Below are 19,134 nucleotides of genomic sequence, written 5' to 3' on the forward strand. Positions count from 1 at the left end.
AACGGATGCGACCGGGCCAAGTCTGCAAAGATCGGCCTGCATTCGGCGGCTACGCTCGAAATATGGGTTCTGCATCGAGTCGACACCCGGGTACAGCAGCCTCGCCACGATCGAAGCGCCGACGTTCTGGTCGGGCGGGTTACCTCGTTATTGCCGGTTTTCTCGTCGCCTATGCCGTCATCGGCATGTCCCGCCCCATACCCCTATGGGTCGCCGCGCTGTATTCCCTGGCGAGTATCGCGTCGTACATTGTCTATGCCGTAGACAAGTCGGCGGCGCGTGCGAATCGTCGACGGGTACCGGAACGCAGCCTGCTGCTGCTGGGCCTCGTCTGCGGCTGGCCTGGCGCGATTGTGGCGCAGCAGCTGCTGCGCCACAAAACCCAGAAGGTCTCCTTCCGGCGGGCCTTCTGGGTTTCCGTGGTGGTGAACCTCGCGGTTTTCGCCGCGCTCACGACTCCGATGCTCGCAGTCATCGTGGATGGCGCGGTCGCGGCTGGAGGCTAGTACCAGTTGTTGGCCTGGGAGTGAGCCCAGGCCGCGCACGGCGTTCCGTAGCTTGAGGCCTTGATGTATCCGAGGCCCCACGCCACCTGTGTGCTCGCGTTGGTGGCCCAGTCGGTTCCGGCCGAGGCCATTTTGCTTCCCGGCAGCGCCTGCGGGATACCGGTTGCGCCGCTCGGGTTGTAGGCCTGGTAGTCCCAGCCGGATTCCTTCTCCCACAGCTGGTTCAGGCACGAGAACTGGTCACTGCCCCAGCCATACTTCGAGGAGGCGAGGGCCCGTGCCGCGGCTTTTGCACCCTCGGGTGTGTTCGTGGTGGCGAGTGTGGCCTGGCGAGCGGCCTCGGCGGCGGCGGCCTCGGCGGCGGCGGCCTCAGCGGCGGCGGCGGCCTCAGCGGCGGCGGCGGCCTCAGCGGCGGCGGCGGCTTCAGCGGCAACCCGGTCGGCCTCGGCTGCTGCGGCGCTCAGTGCGGCTGTTTCGGTCTTCGTCTCTGCGGTCAGTGACACAACGAGGTCGATCGGCATGCTCTCGAAGCCGGCGAGCGAGCTGCTCACTGCGGTGAGGGCGGAAGCGTCCGCTTTGCCCTCCGTGTTCGCGAGAACCTGATTGGCCTCGTCCAGGGTGACGGATGCCGTCTTGTCGGTGTGCGCCTCGGCAATTGTGCTGTACGCGCCGAGCTGTTCGTGCTGGCGGCCGGTGGCGTCGCTCAGGGCGCTTGTGGCGGTGACGCTCTCGCGGCTGTCGGCAGCCGATTGCACGGCATGGACGCCGCCCGTGGCGAGTCCTGCAATCGCAAGCACCGCGACCGTGCCGAGCGTGAAACGCTTCAGGCGCGGGCCAGCCATTTTTTTGGTGGAGCTGACGGATGTGGGGACAGATGAAGTCGTGCGCATAACCTACCAAATCGTGGACCTGCACGCTCAAGAGCGTCGGCTCACTGAGCGTCGGGCCCGCGCACTCCGGTGCGTCGCAGGCGAAGCGCCAAACATTCCACAGGTTTCTGGACAAATCCTCAGTAAAGCCTAGAAATTACATGTGACATGCACGTGGCCGGGACCGGCGAGCTGGCCCAGGGCCCCCACGAAGTTCGGCACGATCAGGTCGTCGAGTCGCCGCTCCACGACATCGACGGGGCGGAGCCTCTCTCGTTCCCGGACGGTCTCGTCACGCGAGTCGTCGCCCCGCCGCGAACACCGCGTCGACCCTGAACGCGTCATCCAGGAGCACGGCATCGGCCGCGTAGCCGACGGCAAGCTTCCCCAGGTCGTGTCCTCGACCGATGGCTCGCGCGGGCGTCAGCGTCAGCGCCGTCACGGCGGCTTCGATGGTCACACCGACGTCGGTCACCGCCCGGCGTAGTGCCTCGTCGAGCGTGAGGGTTGAGCCGGCGATCGCTCCGCCGTCAACAAGACGCGCAACACCGCCCTTCACGCTGACCGCAAGGGTTCCGAGCAGATAGGAGCCGTCGGATGCTCCGGCGGCGGCCATGGCATCGGTCACCAAGGCAATGCGACCAGGAGCGCCGGCGAAGGCCAGGCGAACCATCTCGGGGTGCACATGCACCCCATCGTTGATGATCTCGAGGGTGACCCCTGCGGAGCGCGTGGCGGCCGCGATGGGGCCTGGCTCCCGGTGGTGGAGCCCCCGCATGCCGTTGAAGGCATGCGTCAGGATGGTCGCTCCCCCATCGAACGCCCGGAGCGCGGTGTCGTAGTCTGCGGCGCTGTGGCCGACCGCCACGACAATCCCGGCGTCAACCAGAGTGCGAATGGTCGAGGTGGCGCCAGGCAGTTCGGGTGCGACGGTCATCTGTCTCAGGTGACCCCGACCAGCCGCGAGGAGCCGGTCCACGGACCCGGCATCCGGCGCACGGAGCAGCGCCGGATCGTGGGCACCGCGGTACGTCGGGTCCAGAAAGGGGCCTTCGAGGTGGGCGCCGAGAATGAGTGGATTCTTCTCGGCCGCGTCTGCCACGGCGGTCAGTCGCGTTTCGAGATCCGTCTGGCTGGCCGTCACCAGGGAGAGCATGGTCCGCGTGGTTCCATGGCGGTGATGCACGCCCAAGGCGGTGTCGATGGCCGCCGCACCGTCGTCGAATGCGGCACCCCCCGCGCCATGGCAGTGGATGTCAATGAATCCGGGGGTGAGTACCCGTCCGGCAGCATCCACGACGTCATGTGCGCCCGTCGCCAACGGCTGCCACGTACCGCCCACTCCGAGCTGGCGAACGGTGTCCCCCTCGAAAACCACCCAGGAATTTGCGGTGACAGTGCCCCCGGACACCAGTCTGGCCGAGTGAATAATGATGCGCCCACCGATCATGAGGCAACACTCACGTCGAGGCCGGTGGCGGAGAGGGTCAAGAGGCGCTGAAACGTGGGCACTGTGTGAATCTAGCGTCGGAGAGTGAGCGCGCGATATTTTGGCCTGCGTCCGGCCCGCAGGACTATCGTGTGGGTATGGAAACCAGCGTCGGTCCGACCACCTTCATTCCCGACATCATCGATGGAACGGTTGTGGAGCCGGGTCGAATACATCACACCAAGGTACTGAGCTCGCCCGGCGTGCGCGTCGTCGTGCTCACGTTCGAGGCCGGGCACATTCTCCAGGAGCACAACGCGCCCAAGGTACTCCTGATGCAAGCATTGGCGGGGCGGCTTCTCGTGAGCGCCAACGGCGCCGTGCACGAGCTGACGCCGGGAGCACTGCTGCGTCTGGACGCGAATGTGCCGCACTCCGTGGAAGCGTTCGAGGAATCCCGCCTCATGCTCACGCTGATTGGGTAGACCTCTGACGAGATACCGCAGGTCTGCGGCAGACTGGGTGTGACGAAGGGAGGATGAGTGGTTCATTTCATCGACCCGCTGGAAGAGAACGCTGCCCCGGCGCCCCGGTCTTCGCCGATTCGGCGGTCGCGCATCGGCACCAGAGAGGTTCTGTCGCGTGGGTCGCGCGAGGTGCGCCGCGCCGTGGAGCCAGGGGCCCAGGTCGGCGAGCAGCAGATCTTCCATCTGACCCACGAAGGCAACCTGGCGTCAATCGTTGCCGAGAAACAGCTCTTCGCCGACACCAACCCGGACTGGGAGGAACGCCCGGCAGTAGACCTCGCGGCGGAAGCCACTCGACTCGCGCGCCGCGCGCGGCACACCGGGCATCACGACGACTCGGTCGTGGCTGATTTTGTCCCGTTTTCTTTGCGCCCGGATTCGCGCCAGCTGCGCGGGCTCGTACCACGTGCGGGGCTTGTGCTGCTGGTGAGCAGCATCGCCAGTGTGCTCGATTGGCAGACGACAGCGCACCCGGCGCACACGCCCAAAATGCTGTTCACCAACATGGATGCCGCGGTGCCCGGCGCTGAATTCGGCCGCACGCGTGAGCAGCTCGCGTCGCTTGTGCGGATGCTGTTCAGCCCGGCAACGGCGCCCGCGCATGTTGAGGAGTCTCGCGCGGCGGAGTTTCTTGTGCAGGGGTTCTTCCCGCTGCGGAGGGTGCTGTCGATCGGGGTGCCCTCCGAGGAGGCCGCCACGCGGGTTCGCGCGGTGCTCGCCGATCGGTCGGCAACCATAGACGTGCTCGTGCGGCCGGAGTGGTTCCGGGCCGACTGAGGCCTCCGGGTCTGCCCTGCGCCGTGTGACGGCCGGCGGCTGATCGCGTGGACCGTGCGACTACCGGTCAGTGGCCCCCGCCTCAGCCCGGAAGACGCGGTGGCGATCTGGTCCCGGCCGGCGTGCTTCGCTTCGTACAGGGCGGCATCCGCCCTGGCAAGCCAGTCCGCAACGTTTTCGTCGCCTTCGAGTCGTGCCAGACCGGCACTGACGGTGCAGGGGAGCCCCGGGGCCAGCGCGTCCCAGTCGTAGGTGCGCACCGAGGTGAGCAGCCATTCACATGCGTGCAGGGCTTCGTTCAGTCCGGTTTCGGCGAAAACAAGCAGGAATTCCTCGCCGCCCACTCGCACGGCGAGGTCGGAGCCGCGCGTGATCGTGCGCAGCATTGCGGCCATTACCGTCAGCACCCGGTCCCCCGTGGCGTGGCCGTACTCGTCATTGACTCGCTTGAAGTGGTCGAAGTCGATCATGGCGGCGCAGAGCGGTTGCATTCTCTTCTGCGCGCGTCCGATCAGCCACGGCAGTTCCCGCTCCAGCGCACGGCGGTTCGGCAGACGCGTCAGCGGGTCGGTGTGCGCCTGGTCATCGAGTTCTTCGGCCCGGAGCCGTTCCACCCGCAGTTCCAGTTGGGACTTCTCCACCTCGTGGCGGGCGGGCTCGATCTCGATGGTGTTGATGAGCATCTGAGACTGCAACCCGGCCGTCTGCACGGTCATGCGCAGAATCGCGGCGTGCAGCTTCTCCTGATGTTCCGATGCCGACCATGTTCGTCCGCGCCAGCGCCTCGTTGAAGGGGTTTACCTGCGACTGGGCCAGGGCAACGGCCTCCCTCATCAGAACCAGTGCGTCAGTGAACGGTTGCGTGGGGTCATCGCCGCGGTTTACAGCTTCCCTGGCCATGACCAGGTAGGTGTCGCCCAGGTTATTGACAGCGACAAAACTGGTTTCCGGGTCGTGGAGCGTCTGCGCCACGGCAAGCGCCTGCCGGCCCAGATCAATCGATCGCGCGTCATCCCCCATCGCCCCGCGCACGAGGGAGAACCGGCTGAGTGCCCAGAATTCCGCCGTCGGGTTGCCGCAGGCCCGCGCTGCCTCGAGCGCCCCGAGCACGTGCCGCAGCGCCGTCTCGTTCAGCGCGGTGTCGGTGAAGGCCAGCGCGAGGGTGCAGTGCACGCGCGACTGGGCGAGCAAATCACCGTTGGCGGTGAAGAACTCAAGCGCCTGCAGGCCCTGCTGTACACAGTCCTGATAGTCGCCGAGACGAAGCCGGTGGAGTGCGAGCAGTTCACGGGCTTTCGCCTGGTTGTCGGGCGTCGCATCCGGGTGGTTGAGCGCCGTTTCAGCCCCCTCTGCGCCCTGACGATGGTCACCGGACTCGGTCGCACTCCGACTCTGCGTCAGCAGGTCGTCAACCGACATCGAATCGCGCTCAGATCGGAGTGTGTCAGGTTCAACCACGATGCAGCCCCCCAGCTGTTTAAGGGTCCAGAGCGAACCTGGAAACGGCGCACGTCAGTGTCCGCCGGGCCCCAATTCTGACCTTAGTCACAGCATAGGCATCCCGGCATCGTTCGGGCGCCATTCTCGCCACAGGTCTCATTGTGGTGACACTGGCGAACCGTCAACCAACGCATGGACGCGCCCCCGCCCCATCCCGCACGAGGGCGTGAGCCTTCCTCGCTTGACGGTCAACGTCCGGCGACCATAAACTCTCTGTCAAGCTTGTGCGTGTGTCGTCGCGCGCCGACCTCTGTCGGCGACTATTGGCAGATGCGCAGCACCTCATGCACCCCCCGACCACAGCAGATTGGGGCGGCAGATTATCCAATGGAGGAAAATCACATGCGTAAAAAAAGACTGTCCCTCATCGCGGGCGTTGCGCTCGTCGGCCTCGCCCTGGCGGGCTGTTCCCCGGCGGGAGGGGACACCGACGATGGCAACGCCAATCAGGTGGAGGTCTTCACCTGGTGGGCCTCTGGATCGGAAAAAGTCGGACTCGATGCGCTCGTGGGCGTCTTCAACGAGCAGTACCCCGACGTGGAATTCAACAACGCTGCCGTTGCCGGTGGTGCTGGCTCGAATGCCAAGGCCGCCCTGGCGTCCCGGCTTGAGGCGAACAACCCGCCCGACACGTTCCAAGCCCACGCGGGTGCCGAGCTCACCGACTACATCGCCGCCGGCCAGTTGCAGGATCTCAGCAGCTTCTACGAAGAGAACGGCCTCAACGAGGCGTTCCCCGCCACGCTGATTGAGCAGCTCACCTCCGACGGCAAGATCTACTCGGTGCCGAGCAACATTCACCGCGCCAACGTCACCTGGGTGAACGTCGACGTGCTTGAGAGCGCGGGCATCGACCCGAACGTCGCTCCAGCCGACATGGACGCCTGGATCGCGGACCTCACCAGGCTCAAGGACTCGGGCATCAAGACGCCCCTCGCCCTGGGTACCGAGTGGACCCAGATGCAGCTGTTGGAAAACGTGCTCATCGCCGATCTCGGTGCCGAGGGATACTCCGGCCTGTGGGACGGCACCACCCCGTGGGACGGTCCCGGCGTTGCGACGGCCGTTGACCACTACGGCCAGCTATTGGACTTCGTCAACAGTGACTATGTCGGACTCGACTGGGATGCCGCCATGCAGCTTGTGCTCGACGGCAACGCCGGCTACAACGTGATGGGCGACTGGGCCGAGGCTGCCTTCGTGCAGGCCGGCCAGACGTACGGTACCGAGTACACCACCTGGGCCACCCCGGGCACCGAGGGCATCTTCGACTTCCTCGCCGACTCGTTCACCCTGCCCGAGGGCGCCCCGCATGAGGCCGCGGCCATCGACTGGCTGACCACCATCAGCTCCGCCGAGGGCCAGAAGGCGTTCAACATCGCCAAGGGTTCAATTCCGGCCCGAACGGATGCCGTCGCATCCGACTACCCGGCCTACCAGCAGACCGCGATGACGTCCTTCGGCGAAGACACCGTGGTGAGCTCGCTCGCGCACGGTGCCGCCGCGGCGAGTTCCTGGTCGGCTGACCTCTCCTCGGCGATTGGCAAGTTCGGCGCCGACCGTAAGGGCGACGCGCTGATCGCTGCGATGGTCTCGGCTGCCTCGAGCGCACTGGGCTAATCTGCTCCATCCGCACAGGGCGGGCGACGGCCAAGGCCTCGCCCTCCCTGTGCATCGACGCTTCAACGCACGGAAAGGCGCATTGTGCGCAAGGGAGTACGCAACTGGGGACCCCCGCTTCTGCTGGTATCCCCCACCATTCTCATCCTGGGCATCTTCGTGTACGGCCTCATCGCCGCCAACATTCAGGTTTCCACGACCAACCGGCACAGCCTCGCGCCCGAATCCGAGTTCGTCGGCCTCGACAATTACCTGGCGCTGCTCAGTGAAGATCGTTTTCTGCACTCGCTGTTCAACCTCGTCATGTTCACGGTTGTATTCATCGCGGGCACGATGCTCTTCGGCTTCATCTGGGCGTGGATGCTCGACAAGGGTGTGAGTGCCGAAGGTGTCTTCCGCTCCGTCTTCCTGTTCCCGATGGCGATCTCATTCGTTGCATCCGGTGTGGTGTGGCGGTGGCTGCTCAACAGCGCGGAGGGTGATCGGGCATCAGGTCTTAACCGCATCTTTGAGAGCCTCGGGCTGGGTTTTCTGCAGAACGCCTGGTGGAACGAGCCCATCTGGGGCATGGCGGCCATCGCCCTGCCCGCTATCTGGCAACTCTCCGGCTATGTCATGGCCCTGTTCCTGGCCGGCTTCCGCGGGGTTCCGCAGGAGTTGCGCGAGGCGGCCCGAATGGATGGCGCCTCCGAGTGGAAGCTCTACCGTTTCGTGGTGTTTCCGCAGCTGAGCCCGATCGCGTTGTCGGCGCTCATCATCGTGAGCCACATGTCGCTCAAGGTCTTTGACCTGATCATGTCGATCACCGGCTCGATCTACCAGACCGAGGTGCCCGCCACGTACATGTGGGTCACGCTCACCTCGAATGACTACGCCAAGTCGGCTACGATCGCCACGATCTTGCTGCTGCTGGCGTCGCTCTTCATCATCCCCTACCTCATTCAAACGTGGCGTTCAGAGAAGGCGACCCGATGACCGTCACCGCAGAAGTGCCCCCGGCCGCACGGCCCCGTCCCGAACCGGCGCCCCGCACGCCCAAGCCGGTGCGTCGCGTCACCATGGGGCGCACGCTCAAATACGTGCTCCTGGTCCTCTTCGTTTTCGTGGTGCTCATTCCCGTCTACGTGCTCATCGTGACGAGCTTCAAGCCCCCCGCGGACGTCACAGCCTCCACGTCCTGGGGTCTGCCGGTGCGGTGGCCGTGGGAGAGCGTGGCCCCGGGCGGACCGACCGGCTTCGACAATTGGACCGGGGCCTGGACGGCCCTCGGTCCGGCGCTCGGCCGAACGTTCCTCCTGGCCATTCCGGCGGCGCTCATTTCATCGTTCATCGGCGCCATGAATGGCTTCGTGCTGTCACGCTGGCGGTTCCCGCACGCCGACATCGTCTTCACGTTCATCCTGTTCGGCATGTTCATTCCGTACCAGGCCATCATGACGCCGCTGGTGCAGATGAAGACGACTCTCGGCCTGCCGAGCGACATTTCGACGCTGCTCATGGTGCATATCATCTACGGACTGCCGATTTGCACGCTGATCTTTCGCAACTACTACGTCAGCATCCCGATGGAACTCATGGAAGCTTCGCGTATGGACGGCGCCGGAATGTTGCGTACCTTCGCCTCGATCGTGCTGCCCCTGTCGCTGCCGGGTTTCGTGGTTACGATCATCTGGCAGTTCACCAACGCCTGGAACGACTTCTTGTTCGCTATGTTCCTCTCGGACACCAGCGGCGGCCCGGTCTCGCTCGCGTTGAACAACCTCGCCCAGGGCGCGCAATTGGCCAATTACGGTACGGCCATGGCGGGAGCGCTCATTGCGTCGTTGCCCACCCTGCTCGTGTACATCATCCTCGGCAAGTACTTCATCGGAGGGCTCATGAGCGGATCGGTCAAGTAGCCTCCCGCGGTCGCCTGCCGGCGGTAGGCTGCAACGTGTGAAATCTGCAGTCAGCGTCACCGCCACCGAACGGATGCCAGAGCGCGCGGCGGTCATCGACCTCGCCGCCGTCAGGGACAACGTTCGGCACCTGGTGGAACTCGCCGCCCCGGCCGCGGTCATGGCCGTGGTCAAGGCGGATGCCTACGGGCATGGCGCCCTTCCGGTGGCCCGCGCGGCGCTCGAAGCAGGCGCCGGCTGGCTCGGCGTGGCACACATCTCGGAGGCGCTGCCGCTGCGTGCGGCGGGCATCGACGCCCCGCTGCTCGCGTGGCTGCACACCGTCGACAGCGACTTTTCTGCGGCCGTCGCCGCAAACATTGACCTCGGATGCTCCGGCTGGGAGCTGCCCCACATCGTCGCCGCCGCGCAGCTGCTGAACACAACCGCACGCATCCACCTGAAGATTGACACCGGTCTCGGCCGCAACGGCAGCACCCCGGCGGACTGGCAGGAATTCGTGCGCCTCGCCCGGCAGGCCGAACTCGCCGGCGCCGTCCGTGTCGTCGGCATCTTCTCGCACCTTGCCGTGGCGGACGAACCAGCACGCCCGGAGACCGACGAGCAGCTTGCGGTGTTCATGCGGGCAGTGGCCCAGGCCGAGGCCGCGGGCCTGCGCCCCGCACAACGCCACATTGCCAACAGCGCCGGCGTGCTTTCCCGTGCGGACACCCACTTCGATCTCGTGCGCCCGGGACTGGCCATCTATGGTCTCTCGCCGTTCGCCGACCGAACCTCGAAGAGCCTCGGCCTGCGCCCCGCGATGACCCTACGCACCGTGGTCTCGGTCTGCAAGGACGTGCCTGCCGGGCAGGGGGTGTCGTACGGGCTGACCTACCACACGGCCGGCCCGACAACGCTCGGTCTCATTCCACTCGGCTACGCGGATGGCATTCCGCGCATCGCAACCGGGGGCCCGGTGCGGGTGAACGGGGTCACGTACCCGGTGGTGGGCCGCATCGCAATGGACCAGATGGTCATCGACCTCGGCCGCGCCGCCCTGGTTGCCGCCGGCGCGAGCATGATCGGCGCCGAGGCGATCCTCTTCGGCCCCGGGGACGACGGGGAGGCATCCGCTGACGAGTGGGCGGTAGCCGCCGGCACCATCAACTACGAAGTGGTGACCCGCATCAGCTCCCGCGTGCCTCGCGTCTACCGCAACGCCGTCCCCACCTGACGCTTACTCCGGCCACCCGTCGACTGGCGCAGTGGGGTACAGGCCCGGCGGGCATCGCTAAAGGCGGGGACGGCCCGCCCATCTGTCGGCCTTGAGCGCGAGATGCAACTCGAGGCGGGCGTGGCCGCCCAGAGCGTCGACCCCGATCAGCGCACGGATGCGTCCGAGCCGGTTGTAAATGCTGGTGCGGTGCAGGTGCAGTTGCTCAGCGACCTCGGCGACGGAGCCGTCCTTGTCGTAGAGCAGTTCAAGGACGGGCAGCAGCTCCTCGTTGCGGTCGAGCTCCCGCAAATCCGAGAAGAGCGTTGACTCGCCGGGCGACACGTCGCGGCCCTCCACGGCCAGAAACTGGTACACCCCGATGGCGCGGAACGACACCAGCGCACCGAGCTGGCCGTCCACCCATGCCGCCTGCACCGCGCTGCGGGCCTCCGCGTACGCTCGGGGAAGCCGGCGCAGGTCGGAGAAGGGTTCGCTCAGTCCGAGTAGCGCGGGCGAGGCCGGCTGCCCGCTGCGGCGGGCCACCTCACGCCCGAAACGGCGCAGAATCTCCGTCTCGTCCTCGCCACCAATGGCATCCTGCAGGAGCAGGACAGCGTGCGTCTCCGTGCCGGCGGAAAACAGCACGGTGTTAATGCCAAGCGTGGCGTGCAGCGCGGAGAGTCGCTGCAACAGGCCGCTCTCCACCGGGTCTGACGGGTTCTCCCCACGCACCAGCAGCGTCGCAAGCCGCCACGGCCCACGCCCATGCACTCCCGGCCAGCCGCCCACGCCCACCACGGCTTCCCGATCGCCGCGGCAGGCGGCAACAAATTGGGCCTCCCGCAGCCGACGCCCGTCGGAGTCCGCGCTGGTGCGATTGAGCAGCATCTCCGCGAGCGAGTCCATCTCCGGCCGGATCATTCGAAGTTCCTGCAAGATCGCATCCGGTGCGTGCTCGTCGTCCAACTGCAGCACCCACAGGTATCCCACCCGGAATCCCCGCGCGAGGAGAGGGACGCACACCCGGCCCAGCATTTCCAGCTCGGCATTGGCCGGAACCGGCACGGGCTTCACCGCAGTCGCGATGCCGTGGCTGAGCTGCCAGGCGCCCACGTCGGGAGGGACCATCTTGCTCAGGAGAAAGTTCGTGCGCACCCGGTCGGCTGTTGCCACGTGCGCGCTGTAGGCGAGCAGCAGCCCGTCGAGGTCTTCCAAAGAGAGTGCGCGGCCGAGGCGCGCGGCGATAATCGCCACCGCCTGGTCGATATCGGCCGCTTGCATAGCCTCAAGTCTAGGGACGCGCGTGAACGTCAGGCGACAATCGACGCGTGTTGACGCTACATCTGTCGACCTGTTCGCGGGACACCCGGCAGCACAAACGTCGGCACCGGGTGCCCCGGCGCCTCCCGCCCCCCTGTAAACACGGGCATCGCAGCCGACGGGTGCCCCGCGCCGCCAACGGATGCCGACCATCGGCTTCCGTCCCCCGTCGCCGGTCGAACGCCCGAGCGGCAAAAACCTGACATATCGTTTTTCTGCTGACCCCGTATCGGCGCCGCGACCACAACGAGCTGGAGTTTCCCGTGATTATTGGTGTTCCCACAGAAGTCAAAAACAACGAATTCCGCGTGGCCATCACCGCCGCCGGAGTACACGAGGCCAGGCTGCACGGCCACACCGTGCTCGTGCAGGCCGGCGCGGGAGTCGAATCCGGCTTCTCCAACGCCGACTACGAGTCGGCCGGCGCCACCATCGTCGACGGCGCCGCCTCGGTATGGGCCGGCGCCGACATGGTCCTCAAGGTGAAAGAGCCCATCACCGCCGAGTACGTGCACTTTCGCAGCGGCCTGATCCTCTTCACGTACCTGCACCTCGCCGCCGAGCCGGAGCTTGCCGCCGCCCTGCTCGAGGCCGGCGTCACCGCCATCGCCTACGAGACCGTGCAGAAGGCCGACCGGTCGCTGCCGCTGCTCGCCCCAATGAGCGAGGTCGCCGGACGCCTCGCCGTTCAGGTCGGCGCCCAGTCGATGACCCGTCCCGCCGGCGGTCCCGGCATCCTGATGGGCGGCGTACCAGGCGTGCGTGCCGCGAAGGTCACCGTCATCGGTGCCGGCGTGGCCGGCACGAACGCCGCCGCCATGGCCCTCGGCCTGGGCGCGGACGTCTCCATCCTCGACATCAACATCGACCGCCTGCGCGAACTCGACGCCCTGTACGCCGGACGACTCAAGACCATCGCCTCGAACGCCTTCGAAATCGACCGTGCCGTCGTCGAGGCCGACCTCGTCATCGGCTCCGTGCTGATCCCGGGCGCCAAGGCCCCCAAGCTCGTCACCAACGAGCTGGTCTCCCGGATGAAGCCGGGCAGTGTGCTCGTCGACATCGCCGTGGACCAGGGCGGCTGCTTCGCCGACTCGCACGCGACCACGCACGAAGCCCCCACCTTCGCCGTGCACGGCTCCATTTTCTACTGCGTCGCGAACATGCCCGGCGCCGTGCCGCGCACGTCGACGAACGCCCTCACGAATGTCACCCTGCCCTACGCCCTCTCCATCGCCGACCGTGGGGTGCGCGCCGCGTTCGAGCGTGACGCCGCCCTCGCCGGCGGCCTCAACATCGCGGCCGGCAAGGTCGCGAACCGCTCGGTGAGCGTGGCCCTCGGCCTCGAACTCGCCAGCTGGACCGACCTCGTCGCCGAGGTCGAGCTCGCCCTCGCCTAACCTGCGCGCATAAGCGGATGCCGGGGGTCAACCACCATGGTCGACCCCCGGCATCCGCATTACACGCTCACTCTCTCCCTCAGGAAGAAGCCCGATGTCAATGAAGACACCCCCGGTCGCCACGAGCCGTCCAACCTTCTCGAACCGGCAGCCGCACCTCGCCCGCTCCCTGTCCAACAGGCACATTCAGCTCATCGCCATCGGTGGCGCCATCGGAACCGGCCTCTTCATGGGTTCGGGGAAGACCATTGCCCTCGCCGGCCCCTCGGTGATCTTCGTGTACATGATCATCGGCTTCATGCTGTTCTTCGTGATGCGGGCCATGGGCGAACTGCTGCTCTCCAACCTGGAATACAAGTCGTTCAGTGATTTCGCCGGCGACCTTCTCGGCCCATGGGCCGGATTCTTCACAAGCTGGACCTACTGGCTATGCTGGATCGTCACGGGCATCGCCGAACTCATCGCGATCGCCCTGTACACGAGCTTCTGGTGGCCCGACCTGCCACTGTGGATTCCCGCTCTCGCCGCGGTGGGGATCCTGCTCGGCCTCAATCTCACGAGCGTCAAGGCCTTCGGCGAGACCGAATTCTGGTTCGCGCTGATCAAGATCGTCGCCATCGTTACGCTCATCGTCGTGGGCCTCGTCATGGTTATCACGAAATTCCAGTCGCCCGGGGGAACCCCGGCGAGCTTCAACAACCTCTGGAACGACGGCGGAATGTTCCCGACCGGGCCGATGGGCTTCATTGCGGGCTTCCAGATCGCGGTGTTCGCTTTCGTCGGGCTCGAACTCGTGGGAACCACGGCCGCCGAGGCCAAGGACCCCGAGAAGAACCTGCCCAAGGCAATCAACTCGATTCCCATTCGCATCATGCTCTTCTATGTGGTGGCCCTGATCATGATCATGACCGTCACCCCCTGGCGCGAGGTCACCGCCGATGTCAGCCCCTTCGTAGCGATGTTCTCCCTGGCCGGCCTGGGCATTGCCGCGGCCGTGATCAACTTCGTCGTGCTCACGAGCGCCACGTCCTCCGCGAACTCCGGCCTGTATTCCACATCAAGAATGATGTTCGGCCTCGCCGGGGAGGGCAGCGCCCCGAGCCGCTTCCAGCGACTGTCACGACACAAGGTGCCCGCCAACGCGTTGCTGTTCTCGTGTGCGTTCCTGCTCGCCTCTGCGGTGCTGCTCTACGCCAACCCGTCGATCATTGCCGTGTTCACGGTGGTCACCACCATGTCGGCAGTGCTGTTCATCTTCGTCTGGACCATCATCCTCGTCAGCTACATCGTGTTCCGCAAGCGCCGTCCCGCGCTGCATGCCGCCTCGAAGTTCAAGATGCCCGGCGGTGTCTACATGTGTTACGTGGTGCTGGCATTCTTTGGTTTTCTCATCTGGGCGCTCACGCAGAAAACCGACACCCTGCAGGCGCTGCTCGTGACGCCGCTGTGGTTTGTCGCCTTGGGCATCGTGTGGTTCATCATTCGTCGACGCCCGGAGCAGGTGGCCCACCACGAGTTGCACCGTGCCAATGTGGAGGCCGACAGGGACGCGATACTCGCCGCGCAGTCCTGACAGCCGCGTGCGGCCCGGTTCGAACGATCGGGCCGCACCCGCGTTTATGCCGCCGGACGCATGCACGTGTACGGACGGCATGCCCCCGGTCAGTTAGATTCGAGGTACCGCATGCGCGGGCCAAAGGAGCACCATGACCGCCCGAACACGAATTCGCCCGCCATACTCCGCCCGCATCTGGGTGATCCTTGTGGCAACGTTGTCGCTCAGCGGGATTGTGCTCGCCGGTGCGCTCACGCCGGCGTCCGGGGACACCCCCGTCAGCACGCCGAACGCAACGAGCCCACAGCTCACGCCAACCCCCACGCCCACACCCACACCAACACCAACGGATGCCTCCCCCCTCGACCCGGAGACGTCCCGCTTCGCCGCCGATGAGGCGTCCGTCGGCGTCACGGACTCCACCGCCACCGACAGCACCGCCCTCGCGCTGCTGGCGACGCTCGCGGTCAAGGGGCGCGCACCGAAAACCGGGTACGATCGCACCGGCAGCTTCGGCTCCGCCTGGCTCGACGTGGACCGAAACGGGTGCGACACCCGCAACGATATTCTGGCTCGTGACCTCACGGGCATCGTGACATCCGGATCGTGCCGTGTCATGGCCGGCACCCTGACCGGCCCGTACACCGGCCAGGACATCGGATTTGTGCGCGGCACCTCCACCTCCACGCTCGTGCAGATCGACCACGTCGTTGCCCTCTCCAACGCCTGGCAGACCGGCGCCCAGCAGCTCACGCAGGGCCAGCGCGTGTCGCTCGCCAACGACCCGCTCAACCTCCTGGCGGTGGACGGACCGACCAACTCGAGCAAGGGAGACGGTGACACCGCAACCTGGCTGCCGCCACAGAAGTCATTCCGCTGCGCTTATGTTGCCCGGCAGGTCTCGGTCAAGGCCACATACACGCTGTGGGTGACCCCCGCAGAGCAGGTGGCCATGACCCGCGTTCTCACGGACTGCCCCGGCGAGCGCGCGACGACCTCGGCCTTCGCACCCGTCGCGCCAGAGGCCATCCCCGCAGCTCCCGTTGCGCCCGCGCCCATCCCCGCCACCGCCACCGCGTACTACAAGAACTGCACGGCAGCCCGGGTGGCGGGCGCCGCGCCGGTGCGCGTCGGCGACGCCGGCTATGCCCGGCACCTGGACCGCGACGGCGACGGGGTCGGCTGCGAGTAGCCCGCACGGCATATGCGCGGCGCGGCCGGTCGCATTCGCTTCGCTGAAACGGATGCCTGCGTTCAAGCGGCCGTCGGGTCGCCGAAGTGCCGCATCGAGGGGCGAGTACCCCAGGTGACGGGATTGTCGATCACGGCGGCCAGTTCCATGCGTTCGATCGGGCGCAGCACGGAGGGCAGCTCCTGCAACCAGCCCTGCAGGTCACGCGCATCAACGACCTTCACGTCGGCGGGCTTGCCTCGCGCGAAAATGAACCGGGCGCCGAAGAGCACGATCACCGGGCGTACCGGTGCGCGGAGCGGAATGCGGGCGCGCAGCAGGCTCGTCACGAGGTGCGCCTCCGCGATCGCGTCGCGACCGTCGGGCCTGCGGCGACCGGACACCCGAACGGTGCCCCTGTCAACCCATACCCATTCGCCGTCAGAATGCCGGGTGCGCAGGGTGTGCAGGGTGAAGATTCCGCCTGGCCCCACAACGAGATGCTCAGAGACGGGGCTCGCCGAATCTGAGTCGAAAACGGCCCAGTCGTTCGGTGGCTCCTGGAGAAGAGTCGCAAGCGCCAATTCCCCCTGCGCGGCGACGTAGCGCGACGGGCGTGGGGGCTGTTGCGGCTCGGGCACGGGTGACGTGCGCGGGCGCTGCTCGGTTGTGATCAGCGCCGGGTGACGACGCCTTACTGAGGATGCATGAGTCATGGTGTACTCCTCGCCGGGTTTCATATCATGCCATTTCGGCGGCAAAAAGCAATACCCCACAGCGGAGGACGTGCGGTGAACAACGCAAATTTCGGGTCGAAAGCCGCCAAAAACGGGCTGCGGGGCGGTGACCGTGCCGAGAGTGCCTTCGGCAGCTCAGCGAGCAGTGGACGTCGGGCCCCGGTCTGCACCAGCCCACGGGGCCGCCGAGCGAGGTACGCCGGGCGGCCCCGTTCTGGCGGGGGGCTAGGCGTCGGCCAAACAGGCACCACAATGGTACGGAGACAGAGTCGTCCGCACACGCCCACCACACAAGGAGCAATACATGAACACCGAAGACACTCTCGGAAACACTGACCCGGCAGCCGCGACGGCAGCCGTTCCCGCCGGCAGCATCGTCGTCGGTCACGATGGCTCCAACTGCTCGGATCGCGCGCTCACCGAAGCACTCGAACTTGCCGTACAGCTCACGGCTCCCGTCGTCGTCGTCCGCACGTGGACCATCGACACGGCCCCCCGCCCCGCCGACTGGGAATTCGGCTACGTGTCCTCATTCGCCGAGTATTCCACCGCGGTGCACGACGGGCTCGTGCACGACGTCGAGGCGCAGATCAAAAAGTTCTCCGATGTCTCGGTCGGCTACCGGGTCCTCCACTCGGGCGCGGCCAAGGGTCTCATCGAAGTTTCGCGCACCGCACGGATGCTGGTGGTTGGCTCCCGGGGGCACGGCGGCTTCGCGGGCATGCTGCTCGGCTCCGTGAGCGACCAGTGCGTGCGCCACGCGGCGTGCCCGGTGCTCGTGGTGCGTCCCCACAGCTGAGTGAGCGTGCAGAACCCGCCCGCCAGCAGAACCGCAACGGCCATGTCGGGGGTGGCGCCTACAGTGGTGAGCGGTCGGGATTCGCCCGGCCCTCACTCGAATGGAGGCCTCGCTCATGATGGGTGCACATCACGCCGTGACCGGTGCCGCCGCCTGGATCGCCGTGACCGCGACCGCGGGGCATGGGCTGGGGCTGTTCCCCGTGACCCCAACCGGCGCGCTTGCCGGCACTCTCCTGTGCGCGGGGGCAGCTCTCCTACCCGATGCCGACCACGGATCGGCCACGATCTCCAATTCGGTCCCCGTGGTGGGAAAATTCGTCACCTCAAGCATCTCCCGCGCCTCTGGCGGTCATCGCCACGGGCTGCACAGCCTGCTTGCCATCGCCTGCGTCTGGATCCTCGCGACCGGGCTCGGACTTCTCGTGTGGCAGCCGACCGGATGGGCCGAGCCGATCAGTGTGGGTCCGGCGGTGATGACGGCAATGACCGTGGCATTCGCCGCGAAGGCATTGCGCCTCGCCAAACGGTGGGCTCTTGCCTGGCTCATCGGACTGGCGGTGGCGGCATTCATCGCGCTGTATGCTCCCGAGCAGCAGGCGTGGTTCGTGGTCTGTGTAGCACTCGGCTACGCCGTTCACCTGCTGGGCGATTTCCTGACGACCGGCGGGCTTCCCCTGCTGTGGCCGTGGCGACCCAAGCCGCCCCCGCTGTGGCGCAGGACTCCCCTCCGGCACATCTGGACCTCCGGCGGCTACATGGCCCTGCCCGTTCTCGGAAACGCTGGCTCGTTCCGGGAGTGGGTGTTGCTCCTGCCGCTGACGGCATACGTGGTCTACGGCATGCTCTTCGCCGCGCTGGCCGCAGCCAGGGGCAGCACCAGCCTGCCGGCACTCTTCGGGTGGTGACCCTGCGCGACGCCCTGCATCACAGGCCTGCGGGATGCTGCATGCCGATGTCGGCAAGCATCGCGGTGACCACGTTCAGCACGACGACGGCTTCGACCCCCACCATGGCGATCACCAGGACCGTGGCCCACGAGGTCCACCACAGCCTCCGACGACGTGAGATGCTCACGTCGCCGTCGAGTGCGGCGAATCGCGCCATCACCTCCTGCGCGTTCACCTGCGGCGCAGCTCCCCACGTCTTCGGGTCATCAACGATGGTCATGATCTCGACGAGCTCACGGTCGTTGAGCACGGGTGGCTGCCGCACCAGCCACGCATTCAAGTGACGCGAGTTGAGCACCTTCACCTCTGAGGGCTTCTCGCGAATGACGACTTCACGCGGGTTCACCAGGGCGATGACCGGCCGCACGGCGTGGTGCTGCGGCATCCGTTTTCGCAACACGCGGGTGGCGCGTTCCGCCTCAAGTTCGGCGTCGCGCAGGTAGGAGACACTACGCCCCGCCACGAGCAGCAACCGCTTGAAGACCCAGATATTCTGACCGCGCGCATTCCTCATGGTGACCGTGAACACACCGTTGGGCCCCACGACGAGGTGCCCGATCTCCGATCGCGCCTTGCCAACGGGGAGGGAATGGAAAACCTTCCAGCCGGCGGGAATCCTGGCGAGCGCGGCGGCCACGGAAATGTCGTCCTTGGCGCCGTGGAACACGGCGAGGCTCTCACCGTGTAATGGCGAGCGGCCAAGCAGACGGGCGAGAGGTGAACGGGTGGGCACAACGCGCTGGTCCAAGAGATCTTCGATGACCGTTTGGGCCGCGAGTCGAGCACGCAGGGGGGGCGGTTCGACTGTCACGGAAAATCCTCCTCGAGAAACGGTAGCGAGGGCAGGCGGCGTCCCCAATGCCCCAGAAGGGGCACTGG

The 19,134-nt window shown here is 66.4% G+C and carries 18 protein-coding genes and 1 pseudogene; 12 read left to right on the forward strand and 7 right to left on the reverse strand.

Going from position 1 to position 19,134, the window contains the following annotated elements; all coding sequences use genetic code 11:
* The first annotated feature begins 62 nt into the window (after positions 1 to 62).
* Complete coding sequence (locus tag EDD25_RS04970) at positions 63 to 506, forward strand: DUF1294 domain-containing protein (protein ID WP_198418851.1); 444 nt, start codon at positions 63 to 65, stop codon at positions 504 to 506.
* Here EDD25_RS04970 and EDD25_RS17720 read toward each other — a convergent pair.
* Both EDD25_RS17720 and nagA read right to left on the reverse strand, forming a co-directional pair.
* On the reverse strand, positions 503 to 1,348 hold the full coding sequence (locus EDD25_RS17720; protein ID WP_134172303.1) for an aggregation-promoting factor C-terminal-like domain-containing protein: 846 nt from the start codon (positions 1,346 to 1,348) through the stop codon (positions 503 to 505). The two genes, EDD25_RS04970 and EDD25_RS17720, sit on opposite strands and share 4 nt — an antisense overlap.
* A gap of 319 nt (positions 1,349 to 1,667) precedes the next feature.
* On the reverse strand, positions 1,668 to 2,825 hold the full coding sequence (nagA, locus tag EDD25_RS04980; RefSeq protein WP_134172304.1) for an N-acetylglucosamine-6-phosphate deacetylase: 1,158 nt from the start codon (positions 2,823 to 2,825) through the stop codon (positions 1,668 to 1,670).
* A gap of 137 nt (positions 2,826 to 2,962) precedes the next feature.
* On the opposite strand from nagA, the gene EDD25_RS04985 reads away from it, so the two are divergent.
* Entirely contained in the window at positions 2,963 to 3,289 is a 327-nt protein-coding gene (locus EDD25_RS04985) for a cupin domain-containing protein (protein WP_134172305.1), read from the forward strand.
* A gap of 183 nt (positions 3,290 to 3,472) precedes the next feature.
* A complete protein-coding gene (locus tag EDD25_RS18335; protein WP_422386770.1) occupies positions 3,473 to 4,108 on the forward strand; it encodes a DarT ssDNA thymidine ADP-ribosyltransferase family protein in 636 nt (211 codons plus the stop codon).
* Positions 4,109 to 4,227: 119 nt separating this feature from the next.
* Here the strand turns inward: EDD25_RS18335 and EDD25_RS18340 are convergent.
* A pseudogene (locus EDD25_RS18340) lies at positions 4,228 to 4,791 on the reverse strand (GGDEF domain-containing protein); the annotation flags it as partial.
* On the reverse strand, positions 4,691 to 5,527 hold the full coding sequence (locus EDD25_RS17425; RefSeq protein ID WP_166671194.1) for a hypothetical protein: 837 nt from the start codon (positions 5,525 to 5,527) through the stop codon (positions 4,691 to 4,693). The pseudogene EDD25_RS18340 and the gene EDD25_RS17425, both read right to left, overlap by 101 nt.
* A 423-nt stretch (positions 5,528 to 5,950) precedes the next feature.
* On the opposite strand from EDD25_RS17425, the gene EDD25_RS05000 reads away from it, so the two are divergent.
* From EDD25_RS05000 to alr, 4 genes are all read left to right on the forward strand, one after another.
* A complete protein-coding gene (locus EDD25_RS05000; protein WP_134172307.1) occupies positions 5,951 to 7,228 on the forward strand; it encodes an ABC transporter substrate-binding protein in 1,278 nt (425 codons plus the stop codon).
* Between the two features lie 84 nt (positions 7,229 to 7,312).
* Positions 7,313 to 8,203 carry a carbohydrate ABC transporter permease gene (locus tag EDD25_RS05005; protein ID WP_134172308.1) on the forward strand — a complete coding sequence of 297 codons (891 nt, stop codon included), beginning with the start codon at positions 7,313 to 7,315 and terminating at the stop codon, positions 8,201 to 8,203.
* Positions 8,200 to 9,126, forward strand: a complete 927-nt coding sequence (locus tag EDD25_RS05010) for a carbohydrate ABC transporter permease (protein ID WP_134172309.1) — start codon at positions 8,200 to 8,202, stop codon at positions 9,124 to 9,126. The genes EDD25_RS05005 and EDD25_RS05010 overlap by 4 nt, the downstream gene beginning before the upstream one ends.
* A 73-nt stretch (positions 9,127 to 9,199) precedes the next feature.
* Entirely contained in the window at positions 9,200 to 10,342 is a 1,143-nt protein-coding gene (gene alr, locus EDD25_RS05015; RefSeq protein ID WP_134175170.1) for an alanine racemase, read from the forward strand.
* Between the two features lie 57 nt (positions 10,343 to 10,399).
* Here the strand turns inward: alr and EDD25_RS05020 are convergent, their stop codons facing one another.
* A complete protein-coding gene (locus EDD25_RS05020; RefSeq protein WP_134172310.1) occupies positions 10,400 to 11,605 on the reverse strand; it encodes a PucR family transcriptional regulator in 1,206 nt (401 codons plus the stop codon).
* Between the two features lie 302 nt (positions 11,606 to 11,907).
* On the opposite strand from EDD25_RS05020, the gene ald reads away from it, so the two are divergent.
* The 3 genes from ald (at position 11,908) to EDD25_RS05035 (ending at position 15,791) form a co-directional block, all read left to right on the forward strand.
* A complete protein-coding gene (gene ald, locus EDD25_RS05025; protein ID WP_134172311.1) occupies positions 11,908 to 13,044 on the forward strand; it encodes an alanine dehydrogenase in 1,137 nt (378 codons plus the stop codon).
* A 100-nt stretch (positions 13,045 to 13,144) separates the two neighbouring features.
* Complete coding sequence (gene cycA, locus EDD25_RS05030) at positions 13,145 to 14,617, forward strand: D-serine/D-alanine/glycine transporter (protein ID WP_134172312.1); 1,473 nt, start codon at positions 13,145 to 13,147, stop codon at positions 14,615 to 14,617.
* A 133-nt stretch (positions 14,618 to 14,750) separates the two neighbouring features.
* On the forward strand, positions 14,751 to 15,791 hold the full coding sequence (locus EDD25_RS05035; RefSeq protein WP_134172313.1) for a GmrSD restriction endonuclease domain-containing protein: 1,041 nt from the start codon (positions 14,751 to 14,753) through the stop codon (positions 15,789 to 15,791).
* Positions 15,792 to 15,853: 62 nt separating this feature from the next.
* On the opposite strand, the gene EDD25_RS05040 is transcribed toward EDD25_RS05035, so the two are convergent.
* Complete coding sequence (locus tag EDD25_RS05040) at positions 15,854 to 16,486, reverse strand: nuclease-related domain-containing protein (RefSeq protein ID WP_134172314.1); 633 nt, start codon at positions 16,484 to 16,486, stop codon at positions 15,854 to 15,856.
* A gap of 325 nt (positions 16,487 to 16,811) precedes the next feature.
* On the opposite strand from EDD25_RS05040, the gene EDD25_RS05045 reads away from it, so the two are divergent.
* Entirely contained in the window at positions 16,812 to 17,306 is a 495-nt protein-coding gene (locus EDD25_RS05045; protein ID WP_134172315.1) for a universal stress protein, read from the forward strand.
* Positions 17,307 to 17,421: 115 nt separating this feature from the next.
* Positions 17,422 to 18,213 (forward strand): metal-dependent hydrolase, encoded by a 792-nt coding sequence (locus EDD25_RS05050; protein ID WP_166671195.1) that lies wholly within the window; start codon positions 17,422 to 17,424, stop codon positions 18,211 to 18,213.
* Positions 18,214 to 18,232: 19 nt separating this feature from the next.
* Here the strand turns inward: EDD25_RS05050 and EDD25_RS05055 are convergent, their stop codons facing one another.
* On the reverse strand, positions 18,233 to 19,066 hold the full coding sequence (locus EDD25_RS05055; protein ID WP_166671196.1) for a nuclease-related domain-containing protein: 834 nt from the start codon (positions 19,064 to 19,066) through the stop codon (positions 18,233 to 18,235).
* Positions 19,067 to 19,134: the final 68 nt, after the last annotated feature.

Source organism: Cryobacterium psychrophilum, assembly GCF_004365915.1.
Classification (GTDB): Bacteria; Actinomycetota; Actinomycetes; order Actinomycetales; family Microbacteriaceae; genus Cryobacterium; species Cryobacterium psychrophilum.